This is a genomic window from Dysosmobacter sp., from assembly GCF_052306735.1.
GTDB lineage: Bacteria > Bacillota > Clostridia > Oscillospirales > Oscillospiraceae > Oscillibacter.
In genome coordinates, this window is sequence record NZ_DAWBAJ010000002.1 from 43,425 (window position 1) to 62,151 (window position 18,727).

Genomic DNA, 18,727 nt, shown 5'->3' on the forward strand with positions numbered 1-18,727 from the left:
GCGACAAGAAATATGGCATATTGTACCGTGTCCATCGGCTCCGGCGTGGTGGACAGCCTTTACGGCAAGAGCCAGTTCCCCATCAAGAGCTATCTGGAGACCCGGGGCGAGGAGTTCGAGCAGCGCTCCATCCTGAAAAAGCTCTTCCGCATGGAGACCTCCAAGCACTGGGCGGAGCAGTACACCGGCGAGACCGCCACCGACGACTTTGAGCCTGTGGGCGAGGGCGGCAGCTACCCCAACACCGGCTTTGAGGAGGGATTTCCCAAGGCCATCATCAACGAGACCTGGAAGAGCCAGTTTGCCATCACCCAGGAGCTGGTGGAGGATGGCCGCATCGGCGCCATGAAAAACCGGGCAAACAAGCTCATCACCAGCTACAACCGGACCCGGGAGAAGTTCGGCCGGTATCTGTATGCCGGCGGACTCTACGGCACCACCGTGAAGGTGGGCAAGAAGACCTTCGACTGCGCCTCAGCTGACGGCAAGGCCCTGTTCGCCAAGGACCACCCCGGCAAGGTGGACAAGAAACAGCAGTCCAACTTGTACGCCGGGGACCTGACTCTGGACAACCTGAGCCGCATGGAAGAGAAGATGCAGAACACCAAGGGCGACAACGGGGAGCTGCTGAGCATTGCCCCCGACACCATCTGGATCCCCAACGATGCCGACCTGAAGCAGAAGGCCTTTGCCGCAGCCGGGTCCGACAAGACCCCCGAGGACAGCACCAACGCCTTCAACTACCAGGTGGGCCGGTGGAACATCGTGGTGGATCCGTACCTCACCTGGGTGCTGCAGATCCTGGGAAAGAGCGACAAGCCCTGGTTCCTGCTGGACAGCGCGGCCATCCAGGAAAACGACGGTCCCATCTTCCAGGACCGGGTGAAGCTGAACGTCCGCTCCGTGCTGGACGACGACAACGACAATAACCTCTGGAAGGGCCGGGCCCGCTTCGGCGCAGGCTTTGCCGACTGGCGCTTTGTATCGGCCGGCGGCATGAGCGGCGGTACCGCTCTGACCTGAGGGAAAAGCGCCCGGGGCAACCTCCCGGGCGCTTTTGAAAAGGAGGATATGTGATGACCTGGGGCGAAGTGAAGCTGGCGGCGCTGCAGCGGATCTTTTCCAACGACGGCGCCGCCCTGAACCGGGATGACAGCAATGAGGAATATCTCAACGCCATGCCGGCGGTGGCCAACGAAGCGCTGACCATCCTCACCGGGGCGGGAATCCCCCTGCTGCGCAAACTCATCGTGGAGATCACGCCGAAGGTCTCGCAGCCGGAGAAGGACGGGGAGACGCTGCGCGTACCGGTGACATCCGGGGGCGTGGCCCGCATCGACATGCGGGAGACTGCGGAGCTCTACCGGGCTATGGCATCCGGCGAGATCTACCGTGAGACCGCCCGGGAGGGCTACGGTCCGGCAGACTCCTGGAGCGTGGAGGGGACGGACACGCTGGTGCTCCCGGTTGGAGAGGCGGCGGTGTACACCGTCTACTATCAAGCATATGTGCCGGTGATCTCTGCCTCCACGCCGGATGATACGGATCTGGGAGTCCCCAGGGAGGTTGCGGAGCTGGTGCCGCTGTACATCGGGGCGGAGCTCTACCGGGAGGATGACATCCAGATGAGCACCCAGATGCTCAATGAGTTTGAAAACGGACTTTCCCGGCTCCAGATGGCGGCGGCATCCCGACCGGCCGGAGGCAGCGGGGGAGTCAAAAATACCACGAACTGGTGGTAAGAGGGGGGAATTCGTTTGGCCCAGTTTTCCATTCCGGCGGCGGAGCCCAAATACTCCGCCACCATTGAGTATTTTCGGGGTGTGGACCTGCTGAACAGTCCCTCCAATGTGGATGAGAGCCGATCTCCAGCGGCACCCAACATGATCCGGGATCAGGTGGGCAAGGTCCGCAAGCGGATGGGCTATACCACCCGGGCCACCGCGCCCAACGGCAGCAGGATCAATGGCGTTCATTTTCTGAATGGGGAGCGGCTGATCCATGCGGGCACAAAGCTCTACAAATTGTCCGGCACGGAGTGGACGGAGCTGGCGGACGATATGGCGGACACCCTCTCCAAGAGTTTTTCCTTTGATGGAAAGCTCTATCTTCTGGACGGGAACACCTACCGGGTGTACGACGGCATAGAGGTGAAGGCGGTAAGCGAAGAGGCCTATGTGCCCACCATCATCATCAGCCGCAATCCGGAAGGGGGAGGAGTCAGCTACGAGGCGCTGAACCTGCTGGGACTTGCCTGGAAGGAGTCTTTTCTGGGTAAAGCAGATGTAAAGGCATATCAGCTGACAACTGTTGAACTGGGTGAGGAATCTGTGAAAGTCGAGATCCTGGATGCGGACGGCGAGTGGGTGGAAAAGACCGAGGGGACGGACTTCTCCGTGGACCGGGAAGCAGGACTGGTGACCTTTGTCACAGCCCCCGGAGAGTCCCCCGTCAAAGGCCAGGACAACGTCCGCATCACCGCCAGCAAGGCCCGGGAGGGCTACGCCGACAAGATCAACAAATGCCGTGTATTTGCCGTATACGGCGTGGGAGGCGCGGAGGACCGGATCTTTCTATCCGGGAATCCGGACGAGCCGGGTCAGGACTGGTACTCCGGCTTTGAGGATCCCACCTACTTCCCGGATACCGCCTACACCAAGGTAAGCCGGGACGGAAGCGCCGTGGAGGGATATGCCGTGCTGGGGAACACCCTGGCAACCTTCCTTCAGGGGAAGGGTGTGGGGCGAAACGCTGTTGTTCGCACCGGAAGCCTGGATGAAAACGGAGAAGCCCTCTTTCGCATTACCAACACCCTGCTGGGGGAGGCTCCGGTGGCGCCTCACAGCTTCGCATATCTGGGAAAGGATCCGCTGTTCCTCACGGGCCGCGGCGTCTACGCCATTACGGCGGAGGAGCTGACCGGGGAGAAGTATTCCCAGGAGCGCAGCTATTATATCTCCTCCGCTCTGGCGGAATATGAAGCCGGAGAAGAGGCCTTTGCATCCGTCTACCGGGACTTCTATGTGCTGAGCATCGGTGGGAATCTGTACTTTCTGGACGGGCAGCAGAGAAGCTATGAAAAGGACCGGCCGTACAGCTCCTACCAGTATGAGGCCTATTACTGGCCGGACATCGGTGCCCGGCTTACCTGGACGGAAGACGGTGCTTTATGGTTCGGCACGGAGGACGGGAAGCTCAAGGAGTTTGCCCGCAATGTGGACGATCCGGAGAGCTACAACGACGACGGGGCGGCCATCGATGCTTACTGGGAGACCAGCGACTTTGACGGGAAGACCTTCTTCAAGAACAAGACCTTCACCGCCGTTTCCGTCCGGCTGGCGGCAGCGGTGCTCACCGGTGTGAAGATCTACGCCCAGCGGCGGGGGATCTGGAAGTTGGTGTATGACGCCAAGGAGCGGGCCCGGTTTTTTGACTGGAACTATATCGATTTTTCAAAGTTCGTATTTTCCTCTGACTGGACGCCCCGGACCCTCAGCGGAAAGGTCAAGATCAAGAAGGTGGACAAGACCCGCTTCCGCCTGCAGAACAGCGAAAAGAACGAGCCCTTCGGTATCTACGCTTTCGGCGTGGAATGGAAGGAACCGGGCAGCAACTACAAGCGGTAGAAAGGGAACACTATGAGCGATTTGCAGAAGATCACGGAGCAGCAAATGGACGCGGTGGGAGTATGTTCCGCACCGGATATTCTGTCGGGAACGACCTCGGAAAATAAGTCCGTCTTTGACCGGATGGCCAGGAATCTCTTGGTACCGGAGCATAATAAGGTGGTTGAGAAGGTCAACGAAATCAGCGATGCCGTGCAGTACCGGGGAAGTGGCATCCGGTTTGTCCGGCTCAACAGTGACCGGGTCATCGAGACCTCCGATACCGGAGAGGAGTGGGAGGCCACCGGTTCCTCCGGACACATTATTGTTGGACAGGACGGGACCCAGCTGCCCCAGCGATCCCGGATGAAATTCTCCAACTGCCAGGTCACAGACGACGGCACACAGACTGTCGTAAACGGCATTATCGGCCCGCAGGGGGAAAAAGGAGACCAGGGAGAACAGGGCATTCAGGGTGTGAAAGGTGACAAGGGAGATACCGGGTATTCCATCATCCCATCGGTAGACCAAACCACCGGCCTGATGTCCTTTACAGAAGGCCCGGCCGGTGTGGTGCCCTCCCCTGTGTATGTACGGGGCCCACAGGGCCCCCAGGGTGTGCAGGGGCCGCAAGGCCAGCAGGGGCCGGCCGGCACCCAGGGTGCCCAGGGCATTCAGGGAAACCAAGGCCCCAAGGGGGACAAGGGAGAGCCTGGCTCCATGGGTCCTCAGGGCCCTCAGGGGCTGCAGGGACCCGCCGGTGAGGACGGAGCAAGAGGTCCCCAGGGGCTCGAAGGGCCGAGAGGTCCCCAGGGCGCACAAGGGATCCAGGGCCCCATGGGTCCCGCGGGAGCTCAGGGTCCGCAAGGTGAACCCGGGGCCAAGGGAGACAAAGGTGATCCCGGGGAAAAAGGAGAGACTGGTGCAGCTGGACCACAGGGAGAACGGGGCCCACAGGGCATCCGGGGAGAGCAGGGTATTCAGGGCCCCCAGGGGATTCAGGGGCCACAGGGCATCCAGGGGCCCAAGGGAGACAAGGGTGCGGACGGTCAGTCCCTGCAGATTGAAGACATTTACCCAACACTTGCGGAGCTGGAAGCAGCCTTTCCCACCGGCGCCGACGGCGCGTACATGGTGGAGGCAGACAGTGAACTGTACATCTGGTCGGAGTCCAACGGGCGGTGGGCCTCTGTGGGTCAACTGCAAGGCCCCCAGGGCCCACAGGGTATCCAGGGCCCCCAGGGCATCCAGGGGCCGCAAGGAGAACCCGGTCCCCAGGGAGAACAGGGCATCCAGGGAGAAAAAGGCGACACCGGCGCAACCGGCCCCCAGGGACCCAAGGGAGATACCGGAGACATGGGCCCGCAGGGCCCCAAGGGAGACCCGGGAGAACGGGGACCTCAGGGCATCCAGGGCCCAGAAGGCCCAGAGGGGCCCACAGGACCGGAAGGGCCGCAGGGACAAAAAGGCGATACCGGTGCAACCGGGCCCCAAGGACCGCAAGGTTTAAAAGGTGACACCGGAGAACAAGGCCCCGCTGGTCCACAAGGGATTCAGGGCGTACAAGGACCGGTCGGGCCGCAGGGCTTACCGGGAAATAACGGAAAAAGCGCCTATACCTACGCTGTTGAAGGGGGATACATCGGAACGGAGGCGGACTTCAATCAGGTATTGGCCAGTATTCCCAATAAAGCGGCGCCCGGAACTGTGTTCACGGTGACGCTTGCAGCATCCGGCTGGAGTGGAAATCAGCAGATTGTGTCAGACAGCCGGTTTATTGTCAGCGGATATGCCTACATCGTAACGCCTGGGGATGATGATTTCAGCGTCTGGGCGGACGCGCTCATCCGCGGAAATGATGTGACAGCGGCGGGGCAGATGACCTTCGTGTGCGGTGAGGCTCCCACCGTGGACATCAGGGCCAAGATTATCAGACTGGAGGCGGCGGAAGAATGAGCAAGACCTTTAACATGTCCGGAGGAGGCGGTGGTATCAAACTGGCGGCCATCGCCATCCTGACACCGCCCGATCAAACGGCGTACCGGCCCGGGCAGACCTTTGACCCGGCGGGGATGGTTGTCCAGGCAATCTATGAAAACGGCGCCACAGTGACCGCCACTGGGTGGACATATACCCCCAGCGGCGCATTGACGGAAGGGACCCAGAGCGTGACCATCCTCTATACGGAGGGCGGGGTCACCGTACAAATCCAGCAGACTGTCACAGTGCAGAAAGCCAGCATCCCGGTGCCCGCCCAGAGCGGCACCCTCACCTACAACGGCGGCCCACAGGTACCCGCCTGGAGCGGCTATGACACGGCGGAAATGTCCCTGGGTGGCGTTACCTCCGGGACCAACGCCGGCAGCTACAACGCCGTTTTCACCCTGCGGGACACCGTGGGGACCCAATGGCCGGACGGGACTACCACCCCCAAGACCGTTGCATGGAAAATCCAGAAAGCGGTGGGAAGCCTCTCCATCAGCCCGGAAACCATGACCCTGGACACGGGAACTCCCAGCAAGGTCATCACCGTGACCCGCAGCGGCACCGGGGCCATCACCGCTCAGAGCAGTACGCCGGAGGTGGCCAGCGTGAGCGTGAGCGGGAATCAGGTGACCGTCACGGGTCTTGCCAGCGGCAGCTCCGTTATCACCATCAGCGCCGCAGAGGATGATAACTATACCGCACCGGAGGTGAAAAACTGCAGCGTACAGGTGAATTTTATTCCGGCAAAATTTTCGGACGCAACGTGGGAGCAGGTTATTTCAGTCTGCCAGAGCGGGGAAGTTCCCGATACCTGGGTGGTGGGCGATTATAAGAACATGACCATCAATGGGACAACATACCGAATTGACATCATTGGCAAGAACCATGACACCTATGCATCCGGTGGAACGGCGCCCCTCACCTTTCAGATGCATGATTGTTATAACAGGAGCCATATGAACAGCAGCGAAACCAATGAAGGAGGATGGAGCAGCTGTGCCATGCGGAACACCAACCTGCCCAGTATCCTAAATCGTATGCCTGCGAATGTGCGAACAGCAATCCGGGAGGTGAAAAAGAGAACCAGTGCGGGACAACTGGACAGCAGTATCCAGACTACCAATGATAAGTTGTTTTTATTATCTGAAATCGAAATTTTCGGCAGTACTGCATATTCTTATGCCGGAGAAGGATCGCAGTATGCTTGGTATCAGGCTGGAAACAGCCGCGTCAAGAATGTCGACGGGGTCGTAAATAGTTGGTGGGAACGCTCACCTGGTGCAACCAGTGGCAGAGATTTTTGCAATGTCTCTTCAAGCGGAGACAAAGATTATTTAGATGCCGATAGGAATATAGGCGTGACCTTTGCTTTTTGCTTCTAACAGGAGGTGCGGATATGTACAAAGTTATCAAAAACGGAACCCAGCTGGCCTTGACGGAACGGCTGAACTATATCCGTCTCCATCCGGATGGGTTTTATCTGCTGTGCGAAGAAAGCAAGGCTCAGGGCATTGCACTGGCGGGCACACCGTACCACCTGGACGGACGGGAGGAGCTTCCTGGATGTGAGACGGTGACGTTGCAGGAGACGGACGCCGGGTCCGTTCTGCAGAATGTGGATACCCTTGTGGTGTCCCTGTTGGAGGGATGATATGAAAGAACAGCTTATTTCATTGTACCGGGATGGAAAGCTGACGGCGAAAGGCATTGCGGATGCTGTTTTCCGGGGTTGGATGACCCATGCAGACGTGGCAGAGCTGCTGGGGGAAGATGAGGGGCTTGCAGTTTCAAAAGCGGCGAAAATCAGCAAGAGCAAGCAGGATCTGGCAGACTATATTGCGGCCCACCCGCTGCAATGGACAGATGGGGAGAAATACTCCATCACGGCAGAGAAGCAGGCGCAGCTGACAGCCACCATTGTGTGTGCGCAGGCAGATGGGCAGGCTCCGGAATGGAACAGCACCGCCGATGTGTGCAGGGCCTGGGACATTGTTGAACTGTCCAGTCTGGGCGTTGCCATCAAGAACCGAGTCAAAGCTCTTGTTAAGTACCAGCAGACACAGGAAGTGGCTATGCGCAATGCCTGTACCCTGGAGGAACTGGAGGCCATCGTGGTGGACTATGACAGCGTGAGTGAGGAGGTATCTGCATGACCAAAACCGGACAGAGGGTACTCTCCATGCTTCTTTGGAGCTGGGGAGGGACCGTGTATTTCCTGCTGGAAGTGGCCTTCAAAACGCTGCGGGGCCACCCGGAGCAGATCAGCTGGACCATGCTGGTGGTGGCCGTGATCCTGACGATCCCAGTGGAGCGCTGCGGCGAGCAGCTGCCCTGGGAAGTTCCCCTGTGGCTCCAAGCCATGGCCTGCGCCGTGCTGGTGACCGCTGTGGAACTGGCGGCAGGGGTGATCCTCAATATCTGGCTTGGCCTGGACATTTGGGACTATTCCCATCTGCCGTTCAACCTGTGGGGCCAGGTATGTCCGCAGTTTGCGGCGGTGTGGTGGTTCTTGTGCCTGGTATTTATTCCGGCCTTCGACTGGCTGCGTTGGTCCGTGGAGGGCGGGCAGAGGCCGAAATATCGCATGTTTGGGTGGTGAGACTGTGACGGAGACAATTCTTGTGGCGCTGATCTCCGGCGGACTGACGCTGCTGGGGGTCATCATTTCCAACAACCGCCGTCAGGCGGTAGCGGACACCAAAATTGACGAGCTGACCCGGGAGGTCCGGGAGCACAACAACTTCGCAAAACGGATGCCGGTGGTGGAAGAACAGATCAAGGTCATCAACCACCGGATCTCCGATCTGGAGGAATATCACAAGTGATTTACCGGCTTGTGCCGGAAAATAGAAAGGAGTACATATTATGAGCAACATCCAGGAAACCCTGCTGGCCTACACTGCCGGCGAAAAGACCACGGAAGCGGTCAACGAGATCCTCAAAGGTAGCGGCCTCACCTTCACCCCCGGGAAGAATGCCCTGACGGAGGAGGAAATCCGCACCACCACCATCGGCACCTATCCCGACATGGCCAACGGTTGGGGCCTGCTGGACACTGGCACACCTCCCATGAACAAGGTGTTTATCCAGGACGGCAAGCTGGATCACACCGTCAATGAGGTGCTGGAGGACGGCTCCGTCAACTCCACCGTCAACCTGTACATTGCCGGACGGCTGTACAGCGTCAAGGGAGACACCCTGGCGGAGTATGAGGAGCCCGACACCAAGCCCGTGGAGAAAAAGCGGTTTGGTCCCGACACCCGCAAGCGGCCGGAGTATGCCGGACAGACTGTCCGTGTCGGCAAGTACGACATCACCTACAACGACAAGGGCTACGCCGTAAAGTCCGTCCTGGCGGAGTGAGGAGGGATACACCATGAGCGACAAGACCAAAACATGGCTCCGGGCCGCCGGTGTTCGTGCGGTCAAGACCGTGGCCCAGACGGCTGTGGCCACCATCGGTACCGCTGCGGTTCTGGGAGATGTAAACTGGGTTATGGTGGGCAGTGCATCTGTGCTGGCGGGGATCCTGTCCCTGCTGACTAGCGTGGCGGGCCTGCCGGAGGTCCAGACCAGCCAGTCGGCCAACACAGCCGTCTGAGTATCATCAAGAGCCGGAGGCCGCTAGGCTTCCGGCTCTTCGGCAAAGGAGGATCTATGGTACATATCGAACGGACACCGCTCTCCGCCATCCGGCGGGCGGAAGTCTATGTGAATGCCGATAAAAAGCCGCTGTCCCAGATCGTGGCGGAGCGGCAGCCGGACATTGCCCTGACAGCTGTGTTCTATGACCCGGGTGACTGGGAGCCAGTCTGCCCGGTGAAGGTGGACGGAAAGGTGCTCTATGCGGATTCGCAGTACAACTACTGGGCCATCGCCTGGAACGCCGGAGCAGACGCGGCGGAGGTCCTGGTGCCACCCGGCGGGGCCTGTGCCCGGATGAACTATGTGGCCAACTGCCTTCTGGTGCGGGAGGGGAAGCCTCAGCCAAAGATCTACTATAACGCGGACGTGGGCGGCCGCCGTGGCCGGGTGGCTGTGGGCCTGACGGACACCACCTGGATCACCTACGGAGCAACAGACGGCTCCTCCGGGGCCATGACGCCGGAGGAATGCCGGGACTATATGGCCCGGCAGGGATGCCGGTTTGCCATCATGATGGACGGTGGAGGAAAGGTCAATGTCTATGTAAAGGCGGCAGGCGTCATGATGGAGGGCCGGGACCCTTCCAACACCCTGATCCTGCTGTGGCTGGAGGATGACGAAAAGGAGGAAACACCTGTGAGCGAGAAGAAGACCGTGGTGCTGGACGCCGGACACGACGCCGGGAACCTTGCCAACAAGAGCCCGGACGGCACCTATTATGAGCATGAGTTCTGCCTGGACATGGCAAAGCGGATTCGAGACCATTTGGAGCGCTGCGGCGTGGAGGTAGTGGAGACCCGGCCGGACGGCAACGCCGTGAGCCTGGCCAAGCGTTGCACCATTGCAAACGACATCCCGAAGCTGGATCTGTTTGTGTCGTTGCACTCTAACGCCGCAGGCGGCAGCGGGTGGAGCGATGTCAGGGGCTGGAGCTGCTACATCTACGGCGCCGGCAGAGAACGGGAGAAAGCCGCCAAGGAGATCATGGAGAAAGTCAAAGAGTCCGGAGTGGTCATGCGGTCCAATCCCATTGTGTACGATCCGTCGCTCTACGTTCTCAAATACACCAGCGATCCGGCGGTACTGATCGAGCACGGATTCCACACCAACCAGGAGGACGTGGCAAACCTCAAAGACGGCACATGGCGGGCCACTGTGGCCGCTGCGGAGGCCCGGGGCATCGTAGAATACCTGGGAATTGACTGGGTGGCGGAGGAGGCCCAAGAAGCGCCGGAGGAGCCTGCTGAGCCAACGGAGAGCGAACTGGCGGAAGCCTGGGTGCAGTCTGCAGGGATCATGGCAGGCTATGCCGATGGGCAGATGCACCTGGATGATCCCGTCACTCGGCGGCAGCTGATGCTGGTGTTGTACCGGCTTGCCAGGCTGGCAGGACTTGCATAAAGGAGGGAGAAACAAACATGGCAACGAAAACCGGCTACTATGACCCCAATAAGGACTACTCTCTGGCGATCAAACAGGCCCAGGCCTCCGGAGCAAGCCAGAGCCAGATCAATCGGCTTCAGCAGGAGCGGCAGAACAAGATCAATGCGCAGTACGGCGGTACTGATCCGTATCAGGGATCCAGCAATATTATGGGAAGTAGCGGCACTTCCGGACGGACTACCGGGACATCCAGCAAGCCTGACAGCTCCAGCTCGCTGCCTTCGTATTCTTCCAATCCCAATGTGGATTATCATCAGCAGGCCATTGACGCCGCTTCCAAAGGAGACTGGGGCGGGGTGGTGAGCGCACTGTCCAGCCGACAGGAGAAGATTAACGCACAGGGAGGAAACGACCGGGGAACCAGCAACCAAAGCATTTACCAGAGCCTTCTTGCCCAGTACGGCACCCCGGACAGCGGGCAGCAGTCCCGGGATGAGACCCTTGCCCGGCTCTACGCAGGGCAGATGGTGGGCGACCAGAATCTCTATCTGGGACAGGGATGGAGCAGCAATACCGACTACCTTTCTGAGGCCCTGGATGCGGCCCGCAGAGGCGACCTGGACGCGGCCTATCAGGCATTGGAGCGGCGAGGCTACAAATTGGCGGACACTGGCTCCACCGGGGGTGGTACGTCCCAGGCACAGGCATACCAGATGGTCCAGCAGGCTTACGGCCAGTCCGGAGCGCTGGAGCAGGCATATGACTCGCTCCTGCAGCGCAACCAGAAGTATCTGGATCTGGTGGCACGGCCCTATGACGACACCGCCCAGCCCGAAAACGCCTATAAAACCACCCAGCGGCGGGGCAGTGATGGGAAGATGTACTATGTGACATTTGACGGCAACGGAATCCCCTTCCTGGTCAATCGCGTCGGGACGGAAGAGGGAGAGCGGGCACCCGGTTATTCCAACGCGGAAATCGACGCCATGGCGGATTACTACCGGAACGGATTTTCCTTGGATGACTACTACCGGCTTCATAACTTTGCCGTTGACCGAACCGGCGTAGGCCGCAAATACGACGAGAATGGAATTTTGCTGTTGGATGAAGCGGATGTGGCACCGGAATCCCTGATCCCCGCGTTGCAAGCCCTAGGCATCAACCCGATTCTCAATTCACAGCTGGACTCCTACAGGCAAGGGCAGTCTGCCGCAGCAAACGGTGCCTATCTGCCGGGGAGCAATGCGACCACGGGACTGGTCGGAACAATCCAGGGCGTGACAGGTATGGAATGGCCCGGGATGCAGGGGACCGGGATGGAAGGCGCCGGCATGGACGCAGGGGGGCTGAACGGCGGGATGCTCTCCTTTGAGGATTTCCTTGCCCAGACCGGGTACGACCAGTACAGCGCTGCCACCCAGCAGCGGATCCAGGCGGCGGTGCAGCAGGCCGTGAACAACTACAACGCCCAGATTGAGCAGGCGAACCGGGACACCGAGGATCTGGCGCGGCAGGCCTACATCGCTTCCATGCTGGGGCAGAAGAATCTGGATCAGCAGCTCAGTGCCGCCGGATATGCCGGAGGCATGGCGGACAGCCAGCGCATCCAGATGCAGGCCAACTATGAAAACAACCTCCGGGATCTGGAGACGCAGCGGCTGGAGGTGGTGGCGGAGCTGGAGCGGGCTATCCAGGACGCGCAGCTCACAGGAGATATCCAGTCGGCACAAGAGCTCCAGTCCTACTTGCAGCAGATGCAGGGAAGCTGGCTCAGCTATGTGCAGAATCAGCAGGCCATGGCTCAGCAGGATTACTGGAACCGCCAGCAGATGCTGGCCAACCAGCAGCAGTTCAACGCTGAGCAGCAGAACACGGCCTACAACCGGGCACTGCAGATGCTGGGTATGGGTATTATGCCGGGGACAGATCTGCTCTCCCAGGCAAATCTCAGCCAGCAGGAGGCGGAGGCAATCCGCTCCAGTGTCCTGGCGGAGCTTGGGAGCGGAACGGGGACGGCCACCTCCACTACCGGATCGTACCGTGCCTCCAACGGAACTTCCCGCGCCTCCGGCGGAACATTCAATAACGGCAGCCTGACCGCCAGTCAGGTGCGCCAGCTGCAGCAGGCTCTGGGCGTGACCGCAGACGGCATGTGGGGCAAAGAGTCCACTAACGCGGCCGGAGGGCTGACGGCGGATGAGGCGTGGGCAGCCATGCAGCAGCAGAGCCAGCAGACGCCTCTCATGATGGACTATAACGACCTCAAAGACACCATCGAGCGGTACCTGTCCCTGGGTGGGACGACGCGGGCACAGAATCTCCTGGATAAATACTGGGACAGCCTGACGCCGGCACAGCAGCAAGAGCTCAGCAATCTTTATGGATAAAGGAGCGTGGGAGCCATGGCAATCAAGAAACCGGACCTTTTGAGCGGAACTGCTCAGAAACGGGCAGTACAGCGGGCATCGGAGGCCGGAAAGGCCCAGGCGGCCAAAGTACAGGCATCCGGATCTTCCGGAGGGGAGGTCAAGAAGCCCGTCTTGAAAACCTGGTTTTCAGACACCGGGAACCTGGATCAGGTAGTGGACAGCATGACCGGACAGGTGATTTCCGCAGGGAAGACATCCGGAACAGGAAACTGGAATACCAAGCTGGTCCGGCAGGCGGTGGGTGCCGGCCGGGGTGGTCGGGTGGACTATGTGCAGGCGGAGGTTCCTACCCTGGCGGGACGGATGGCCTCCACCGTCTCCAGCGCCGCAAAAAGCGCCGCGTCCGATCTTTCCAACATGGCCGCAACCCTCTATGAGTCCGGACAGAACCGCCGCAGTCAGGAAAACGAATCGCTTTTGCAGCAGTACACCCAGGAGCTGGAAAGGGCCCAGAGGGACCTGCAGGTGATGCGGGAAATGGGGATCCGGGGCGCCGGCCTCCAGGGGCAGCAGAACATTGTGGAAGCGGCACAGCGCAAGGTGGACGCTATGCAGAAAGTCGCCGGCGGAAACGTACAGCAAAAGGCAACACAGGCTACTTATGATGCCGTAGAGCAGTTGGATCAGTCGGCGGGGAAGGACTTGGACCTTGCCAAGCAGGGGCTTGGCAAGGTGGGGACTACCCTAGTGGATGCAGGAGCCGCCGGTGTGCAGATGGCCGGGGATATCGCCCTGGGCGCCGTAACGGGCGGCGGCGCCCTGATCCCTATGGCGGCCCGCAGCTTCGGCGGCGCGGCCAAGGAGGCTCGTCAGGAGGGGGCATCCCTGGGGCAGCAGCTGGGGTATGGTGCAGCATCTGCTGCCCTCTCGGCGGCCACGGAACGGCTTTCCAACCTGGTAAAGCCCTTCTCCCAGGCTTTTGGGAAGGGCTTCGCGGATGATATGACGGAGGAGATCATCGGCCGGGCGGTGGATAAGCTGGCAAAGTCGGCGGCCGGAAAGACGGCGATCAATGCTCTGCTCCGCACCGGGGCGTCTGCGGCCGGAGAGGCTGTGGAAGAGATGGCGGAAGATGTGCTGGATCCTGTGCTCAAGCTTATTTATCAAAGCGACAGCCGGGAAACAGCACTGGAAAACCTGAAGCGGACCTACGGAGAGAATTTCGATGTCTCTCAGATGCTCTATGACGGCCTGATCGGCGGAATACTGGGTGGCGTAGGCGGTGGCGTGGATACAGCCATGACTGCCCGCGGAGATTACCGCGGATACCGGCAGCAGCAGGCGGGAAAGGCCGTGGATGCGGCCTATGACACCCTGGCCCGGGAAGGTATGTTCTCCCCGCAGGCCCGGGAGGCCGTCTGGCGGGCGCAGAGAGCCGGGGAAGATGTGGTGAATTACGACATCACGCCTCGTCTGGATGCGGGGCTTCCGCAGCAGAAAACCGCCGCTTCCAGAGTGGAGGCGGCGGTGAATGAAAACGGACTGACAGCGCTGACAGTACAGGAGCGGCTCAACCTGTCCTCAGGAGCGAAAAATAAGATCGTGTCAACCTTCCAGGAAGCGGTGGACTTCGTAAAAAATGCCCTATCCAACACGCAGAATGTGGACCGGGCATATCTCGGGAAAGTACCGGACAGGGTCGTGAGGCAAGTACAGGCCGATACCGGCCTGGATATCCGCGGATTCGGCGTCATGATGAACGGAAACGATGTGCGGCATATCATGCAGAGCCACGGGGACGCTGCCGCAGAGGCGGCGAGAGGTCAGACGGCCGTCACTGCAGAAGATGTCGCAAGGATTCCGGAAGTGCTCTCGTCTCCTGACAGGATCTATCTTTCCGAGCAGCTGGATGCCAAGGGCAGGAAAGCGCTGGTATTTGAAAAGAAAATCGGGGACGCGTATATCACCATCCAGGGTGTGTCAAATGGAAAGAACGTTTTGCAGACAGACACGCTGTATAAAACGAAAGGAAAGACTCGCACGACACGGGACACAATGCCCGGCACCAGTGGTGCCGTCCCTGTGATTAACGCCCAAAGCGAACCGCCGCAAAGTCTTTCCAATTCTGATTCTACTATACCACAGGGGTCGGATTCCGTCAAGAATTCGGAGCCCGCCCGGGGCAGCGGCGCCCTGGACAAGTTGGGCGTGTACATCGAGGATGACCAGGGCGATTATGCTAGGTCCATGTGGATCCGGGGAAGCGAAGAAGCAAAAAAACGAACGGAGAAAGCGCGGCGACAGGCTGAAAAACGGCTGAACCCCACCAAGGCTGAAAAACGGTTTGCCCACGGAATTGCAGAGGGGGACTACACTGTGGCAGATATTCCGGCCTCCATGGACCGGGAAACGGTGGAGGAGCTGGCGGACTACTACACGGCGGAAAACAGCTTCAAGAGCGCCGACAGCGTGAATCAGCGCAGGCAGCAGATCCGGCAGCAGAACGAGGATCTGGCCAGGTCGCTGATTGGAGAGCCGGAGGACTATCACCCCATCCCCATGCTGCTGATGAACGAGAAGACCCCGGAGCGGGTTATGCGGAGATTGTTCGGAGACCGCCAGGGTGAGCAGATGAACCAAACGTACATTTATCCGGTGCAGCAGAATGAGGCGGAGAAGCTCCGCTTCGTCAACCGGATGCTGGATCAGGTACGCACGGTGCAGGACAGCACCGGTAAGCAGAGCCCGCTGACCCGGCAGGAACGGTCTGTTGTCCAGCAGATGCTGGAGGATCGTTTCGTGGGTGAAACGGTAGCCTCCATGGAGACGGCGGAGAGCATCCGGAATGCCGCCATCAACATCAAGAACGGAAAGGACGTGGGGGACTCCGCCAAGGAGTTCAGTCTGCGGGGAGAGGAAGTGGATCTTGCCCAGCAGCTGGCCCGCTGGATGGGAAATCAGGAACTGATCCAGTCCGGTCAGCTGGACGGCGTGAAGATCCAGAACGCCGTGGACGCCTACTCCAAGCAATACGATCTCTTCTATGACGCCATCAACGACTTCCTCACCGCCCACGGGTACAGCACCATCGGCTTCATCAAGGGCTACGCGCCCCACATGCAGGAGGAGGTTACCAAAAACAAGCTCAGTTCCGCACTCAGTGCCCTGGGCGTCAACCCGGACGCCATGCAGCTGCCCACATCCATCTCCGGCCTGACAGCAAACTACAAGCCCGGAATGCGGTTTAATCCCTTTGCCCAGCACCGACGGGGGAATAACACGGTTTATGATGTAGCGGAAGGCTATGAAAAATATGTAGAGCATCTGGCGGACGTACTGTACCACACCGACGACATTGCTCGACTGCGGGGACTTTCTCAGCACCTGCGCAAGACCTACGGCGGGGAAGAGATTGCCGACGCCATCGACCATGCTGAAGGGCTGAGGACGCTGGACAGCGCATCCCAACTGGAGGCGCTGCGGGAAGCCGGACTCATCGAAAAAGGATCCGTGCTGACACCCCAGGACACCCGGGCAAGGCTGGAACAGCATATCGATAAACTGTACGATGAGATCGGACACATGACCCGGTATGGGGAGTTCGTGAAGTACATTGATGACTACGCCAATATTCTGGCTGGAAAGCAGTCCATGGCGGACCGGGGCCAGGAGTACGTTGCGGGGCGAGCCAGCCTAAACGCGGGAAACCGCCTGGTATCTGCATTTTCCAAGGCACAGGTGGCAGGAAACCTCTCATCGGCCCTCAATCAGAGCGCCCAGCTGCCCCTGCTGTTGGCCGAGGTGGATGGGAAGTCCGTAGCAAAGGCGGTAGCGTCTCTGGTGAAGTCCACCGGCGGAAAGCTGTGGAATATGCGAGCAACAGACCTCTTCGACCAGAGCGACCTTTTGACTACCAAAAAGGGAATCGACTATCTCACGGACAAAGATACCCCTCTGGATCGGTATGTAGATACGCTGTTCAAGCCGCTGGAACTGACGGACAGCCTGCTTTCCGCCCTGACCGTACAGAGCAAGTATGAGCAGCTACGTAGCCAGGGGTTGAGCCATGAGGTAGCCATGGACGAAGCCAGCCGGTTTGCCCAGTCTATCATGGGATCCAGGGCTAAGGGTTCCAAGCCGATGGCCTATACACACAAGGGAATTATCAGCCAGATGGTCCATATGTTCCAACTGGAAGCGGTGAACAGCTGGGATCACATCAGTCAGGATCTTCCCCGGCAAATTCGCCAAGTGGCGGCGGAGCACGGGAAGCAGGCGGCGGGCCGGGCGGTGGCAACGATGGCCGTCAAAGGGCTGCTGTCCGCCTTCATCCTTAACCGGATCACGGAAGCGGCCTACGGCGGCACCCCGGCACCCTTTGACGTGCTGGGATACGTGGCAAACTTTGTCGCCTCTGGTAAGGGCATGAGCACCAATGCCTGGCTGGCGGAACTGGTGAATGCCGGTTGGGAAAAGCTCTTCGGAGAAGCCCTATTCGGGGACGATGACGACAGGGAAGAGGAGGAGAAGTCCTTTGATTCAGGACAGGCCGGATGGGATTTGGTTTATAACCTGCTCAACGATATTCCCTTTGTGCGCAATGTGGCTGGTATTGCAGGAGTTGGAGATCAGACTATGCCTTTGACCAACATTGCCGAAGCGGTTCAGGGCGTGGGGGAGGCCGGTGCAAACTCCGGCATATTGTCCAGGGAGATGGGTGGTGCACTGCTGAATCTGGGCGCTACCACGATTCCCGGTGGCAGACAGCTACAGAAAACCGCGCAGGGGATCCGGACGATCTGGAATCAGGGCCGCACATATGGCTATGGAGACGATCAGCGCCTGCAGTATCCGGTGGAACGGGACCCCTTCAACATCGTTCAGGCAGTTCTTTTCGGAAACAGCGGACTGGCGGAGTCCAGGGATTTCTATGCCTCCGGGAATACCGGGCTGTCTTCCAAGCAGACCCAGCTGGTCAACGAAATGGGAGATGCAGGGGCGAACCGGACGGCGGTGTATGATGCCATCCAGGATATCCGAAATGGTGCCGATACAGAAGAAAAGCTGCAAGCCTTGTCTCGGGCAGATCTCAGCGATAGAGAAAAGCTGCAGGTATTTGCCGGCGTCATGGCGGGTGCGGATAGCCAGCATACGCAAGCCATCCGCTCTCTTTTGAATCTAGGAATTGGATGGGATCAGATCGCTGAGACCTATCCCATTGACTCGGCCTCCGCTGCCCGGAGGTATACCGGTTACATTGAGAGCGGGCTCTCTCCGGAGGATGCCGGAGGCCTGAGCGCCGAGATGGAGGGCCTGAAACCTGAAGCTGGCAAAGACAGCGTTACGGATCTGCAAAGGTACCGGACAGTGATAGATTATGGTCTTTCCCAGCAAGAACAGCTGACCGTACTCCGGGATATGATGGAGGATTCGGAATATGAGAATCTGATGAGCGCCTATCAAAAGGGCATTGCACCGGAGCAGTTCATCACGTTCCGGGAGGGAATCTCCGGACTCAGTGCCGATAAGAACCTGGCAGGGAAGGCCATCAGTGGATCCAAGAAGCGGAAAGTCCTGGATTACATTGACGCCATGGACCTGAACATCGCCCAGAAAACGGCGCTGTACTATGCGGCGGGATATGCGGCCAGTACACTCTCCGACGCCCCATGGTATGGGAGGACGGAAAGTCAATGGGATATCATCCCTAGGTTGGATGGGTGAAAAGATAACGGGAAT

At 59.4% G+C, this 18,727-nt stretch carries 14 protein-coding genes; all 14 read left to right on the plus strand.

What is annotated here, in order from left to right:
• Positions 1-12 precede the first annotated feature (12 nt).
• From ACT67G_RS00950 to ACT67G_RS01015, 14 genes are read left to right on the plus strand one after another with little or no spacing between them, the layout of a single operon-like run.
• Complete coding sequence (locus ACT67G_RS00950; protein ID WP_443662683.1) at positions 13-1,023, plus strand: phage major capsid protein; 1,011 nt, start codon at positions 13-15, stop codon at positions 1,021-1,023.
• A gap of 53 nt (positions 1,024-1,076) precedes the next feature.
• Positions 1,077-1,742 (plus strand): phage adaptor protein, encoded by a 666-nt coding sequence (locus ACT67G_RS00955; protein ID WP_443662684.1) that lies wholly within the window; start codon positions 1,077-1,079, stop codon positions 1,740-1,742.
• 15 nt (positions 1,743-1,757) lie between these two features.
• Positions 1,758-3,626: a hypothetical protein gene (locus ACT67G_RS00960; RefSeq protein WP_443662685.1), complete on the plus strand. Its 1,869-nt coding sequence runs from the start codon at positions 1,758-1,760 to the stop codon at positions 3,624-3,626.
• Positions 3,627-3,638: 12 nt separating this feature from the next.
• Positions 3,639-5,561 (plus strand): hypothetical protein, encoded by a 1,923-nt coding sequence (locus ACT67G_RS00965; RefSeq protein ID WP_443662686.1) that lies wholly within the window; start codon positions 3,639-3,641, stop codon positions 5,559-5,561.
• The gene (locus ACT67G_RS00970) at positions 5,558-6,973 is read left to right on the plus strand and encodes a DUF6273 domain-containing protein (RefSeq protein WP_443662687.1); all 1,416 of its coding nucleotides are present in this window, start codon (positions 5,558-5,560) and stop codon (positions 6,971-6,973) included. The genes ACT67G_RS00965 and ACT67G_RS00970 overlap by 4 nt, the downstream gene beginning before the upstream one ends.
• A gap of 14 nt (positions 6,974-6,987) precedes the next feature.
• Positions 6,988-7,242: a hypothetical protein gene (locus ACT67G_RS00975; protein WP_443662688.1), complete on the plus strand. Its 255-nt coding sequence runs from the start codon at positions 6,988-6,990 to the stop codon at positions 7,240-7,242.
• Position 7,243: 1 nt separating this feature from the next.
• A complete protein-coding gene (locus tag ACT67G_RS00980) occupies positions 7,244-7,744 on the plus strand; it encodes a hypothetical protein (protein ID WP_443662689.1) in 501 nt (166 codons plus the stop codon).
• A complete protein-coding gene (locus tag ACT67G_RS00985) occupies positions 7,741-8,190 on the plus strand; it encodes a putative ABC transporter permease (RefSeq protein WP_443662690.1) in 450 nt (149 codons plus the stop codon). Before ACT67G_RS00980 ends, ACT67G_RS00985 begins: the two co-directional genes overlap by 4 nt.
• Positions 8,191-8,194: 4 nt before the next feature.
• On the plus strand, positions 8,195-8,416 hold the full coding sequence (locus ACT67G_RS00990; RefSeq protein ID WP_443662691.1) for a hypothetical protein: 222 nt from the start codon (positions 8,195-8,197) through the stop codon (positions 8,414-8,416).
• Between the two features lie 40 nt (positions 8,417-8,456).
• Positions 8,457-8,954: a hypothetical protein gene (locus tag ACT67G_RS00995; RefSeq protein WP_443662692.1), complete on the plus strand. Its 498-nt coding sequence runs from the start codon at positions 8,457-8,459 to the stop codon at positions 8,952-8,954.
• Positions 8,955-8,967: 13 nt separating this feature from the next.
• Complete coding sequence (locus tag ACT67G_RS01000; RefSeq protein ID WP_443662693.1) at positions 8,968-9,192, plus strand: holin; 225 nt, start codon at positions 8,968-8,970, stop codon at positions 9,190-9,192.
• 56 nt (positions 9,193-9,248) lie between these two features.
• Complete coding sequence (locus tag ACT67G_RS01005) at positions 9,249-10,637, plus strand: N-acetylmuramoyl-L-alanine amidase (protein ID WP_443662694.1); 1,389 nt, start codon at positions 9,249-9,251, stop codon at positions 10,635-10,637.
• Between the two features lie 17 nt (positions 10,638-10,654).
• Positions 10,655-13,006, plus strand: coding sequence for a hypothetical protein (locus tag ACT67G_RS01010; RefSeq protein WP_443662695.1), 2,352 nt, complete (start codon positions 10,655-10,657; stop codon positions 13,004-13,006).
• Between the two features lie 15 nt (positions 13,007-13,021).
• On the plus strand, positions 13,022-18,712 hold the full coding sequence (locus tag ACT67G_RS01015) for a PBECR3 domain-containing polyvalent protein (protein WP_443662696.1): 5,691 nt from the start codon (positions 13,022-13,024) through the stop codon (positions 18,710-18,712).
• The last annotated feature ends 15 nt before the right edge of the window (positions 18,713-18,727 follow it).

What these genes read in the sequence shown, in the direction of transcription:
- ACT67G_RS00980 (WP_443662689.1), top strand. Translation starts at nt 7,244, where the DNA reads ATGAAAGAACAGCTTATTTCATTGTACCGGGATGGAAAGCTGACGGCG.
- ACT67G_RS00985 (WP_443662690.1), top strand. Translation starts at nt 7,741, where the DNA reads ATGACCAAAACCGGACAGAGGGTACTCTCCATGCTTCTTTGGAGCTGG.
- ACT67G_RS01010 (WP_443662695.1), top strand. Translation starts at nt 10,655, where the DNA reads ATGGCAACGAAAACCGGCTACTATGACCCCAATAAGGACTACTCTCTG.
- ACT67G_RS00950 (WP_443662683.1), top strand. Translation starts at nt 13, where the DNA reads ATGGCATATTGTACCGTGTCCATCGGCTCCGGCGTGGTGGACAGCCTT.
- ACT67G_RS01005 (WP_443662694.1), top strand. Translation starts at nt 9,249, where the DNA reads ATGGTACATATCGAACGGACACCGCTCTCCGCCATCCGGCGGGCGGAA.
- ACT67G_RS00955 (WP_443662684.1), top strand. Translation starts at nt 1,077, where the DNA reads ATGACCTGGGGCGAAGTGAAGCTGGCGGCGCTGCAGCGGATCTTTTCC.
- ACT67G_RS01000 (WP_443662693.1), top strand. Translation starts at nt 8,968, where the DNA reads ATGAGCGACAAGACCAAAACATGGCTCCGGGCCGCCGGTGTTCGTGCG.
- ACT67G_RS00975 (WP_443662688.1), top strand. Translation starts at nt 6,988, where the DNA reads ATGTACAAAGTTATCAAAAACGGAACCCAGCTGGCCTTGACGGAACGG.
- ACT67G_RS00965 (WP_443662686.1), top strand. Translation starts at nt 3,639, where the DNA reads ATGAGCGATTTGCAGAAGATCACGGAGCAGCAAATGGACGCGGTGGGA.
- ACT67G_RS01015 (WP_443662696.1), top strand. Translation starts at nt 13,022, where the DNA reads ATGGCAATCAAGAAACCGGACCTTTTGAGCGGAACTGCTCAGAAACGG.
- ACT67G_RS00995 (WP_443662692.1), top strand. Translation starts at nt 8,457, where the DNA reads ATGAGCAACATCCAGGAAACCCTGCTGGCCTACACTGCCGGCGAAAAG.
- ACT67G_RS00970 (WP_443662687.1), top strand. Translation starts at nt 5,558, where the DNA reads ATGAGCAAGACCTTTAACATGTCCGGAGGAGGCGGTGGTATCAAACTG.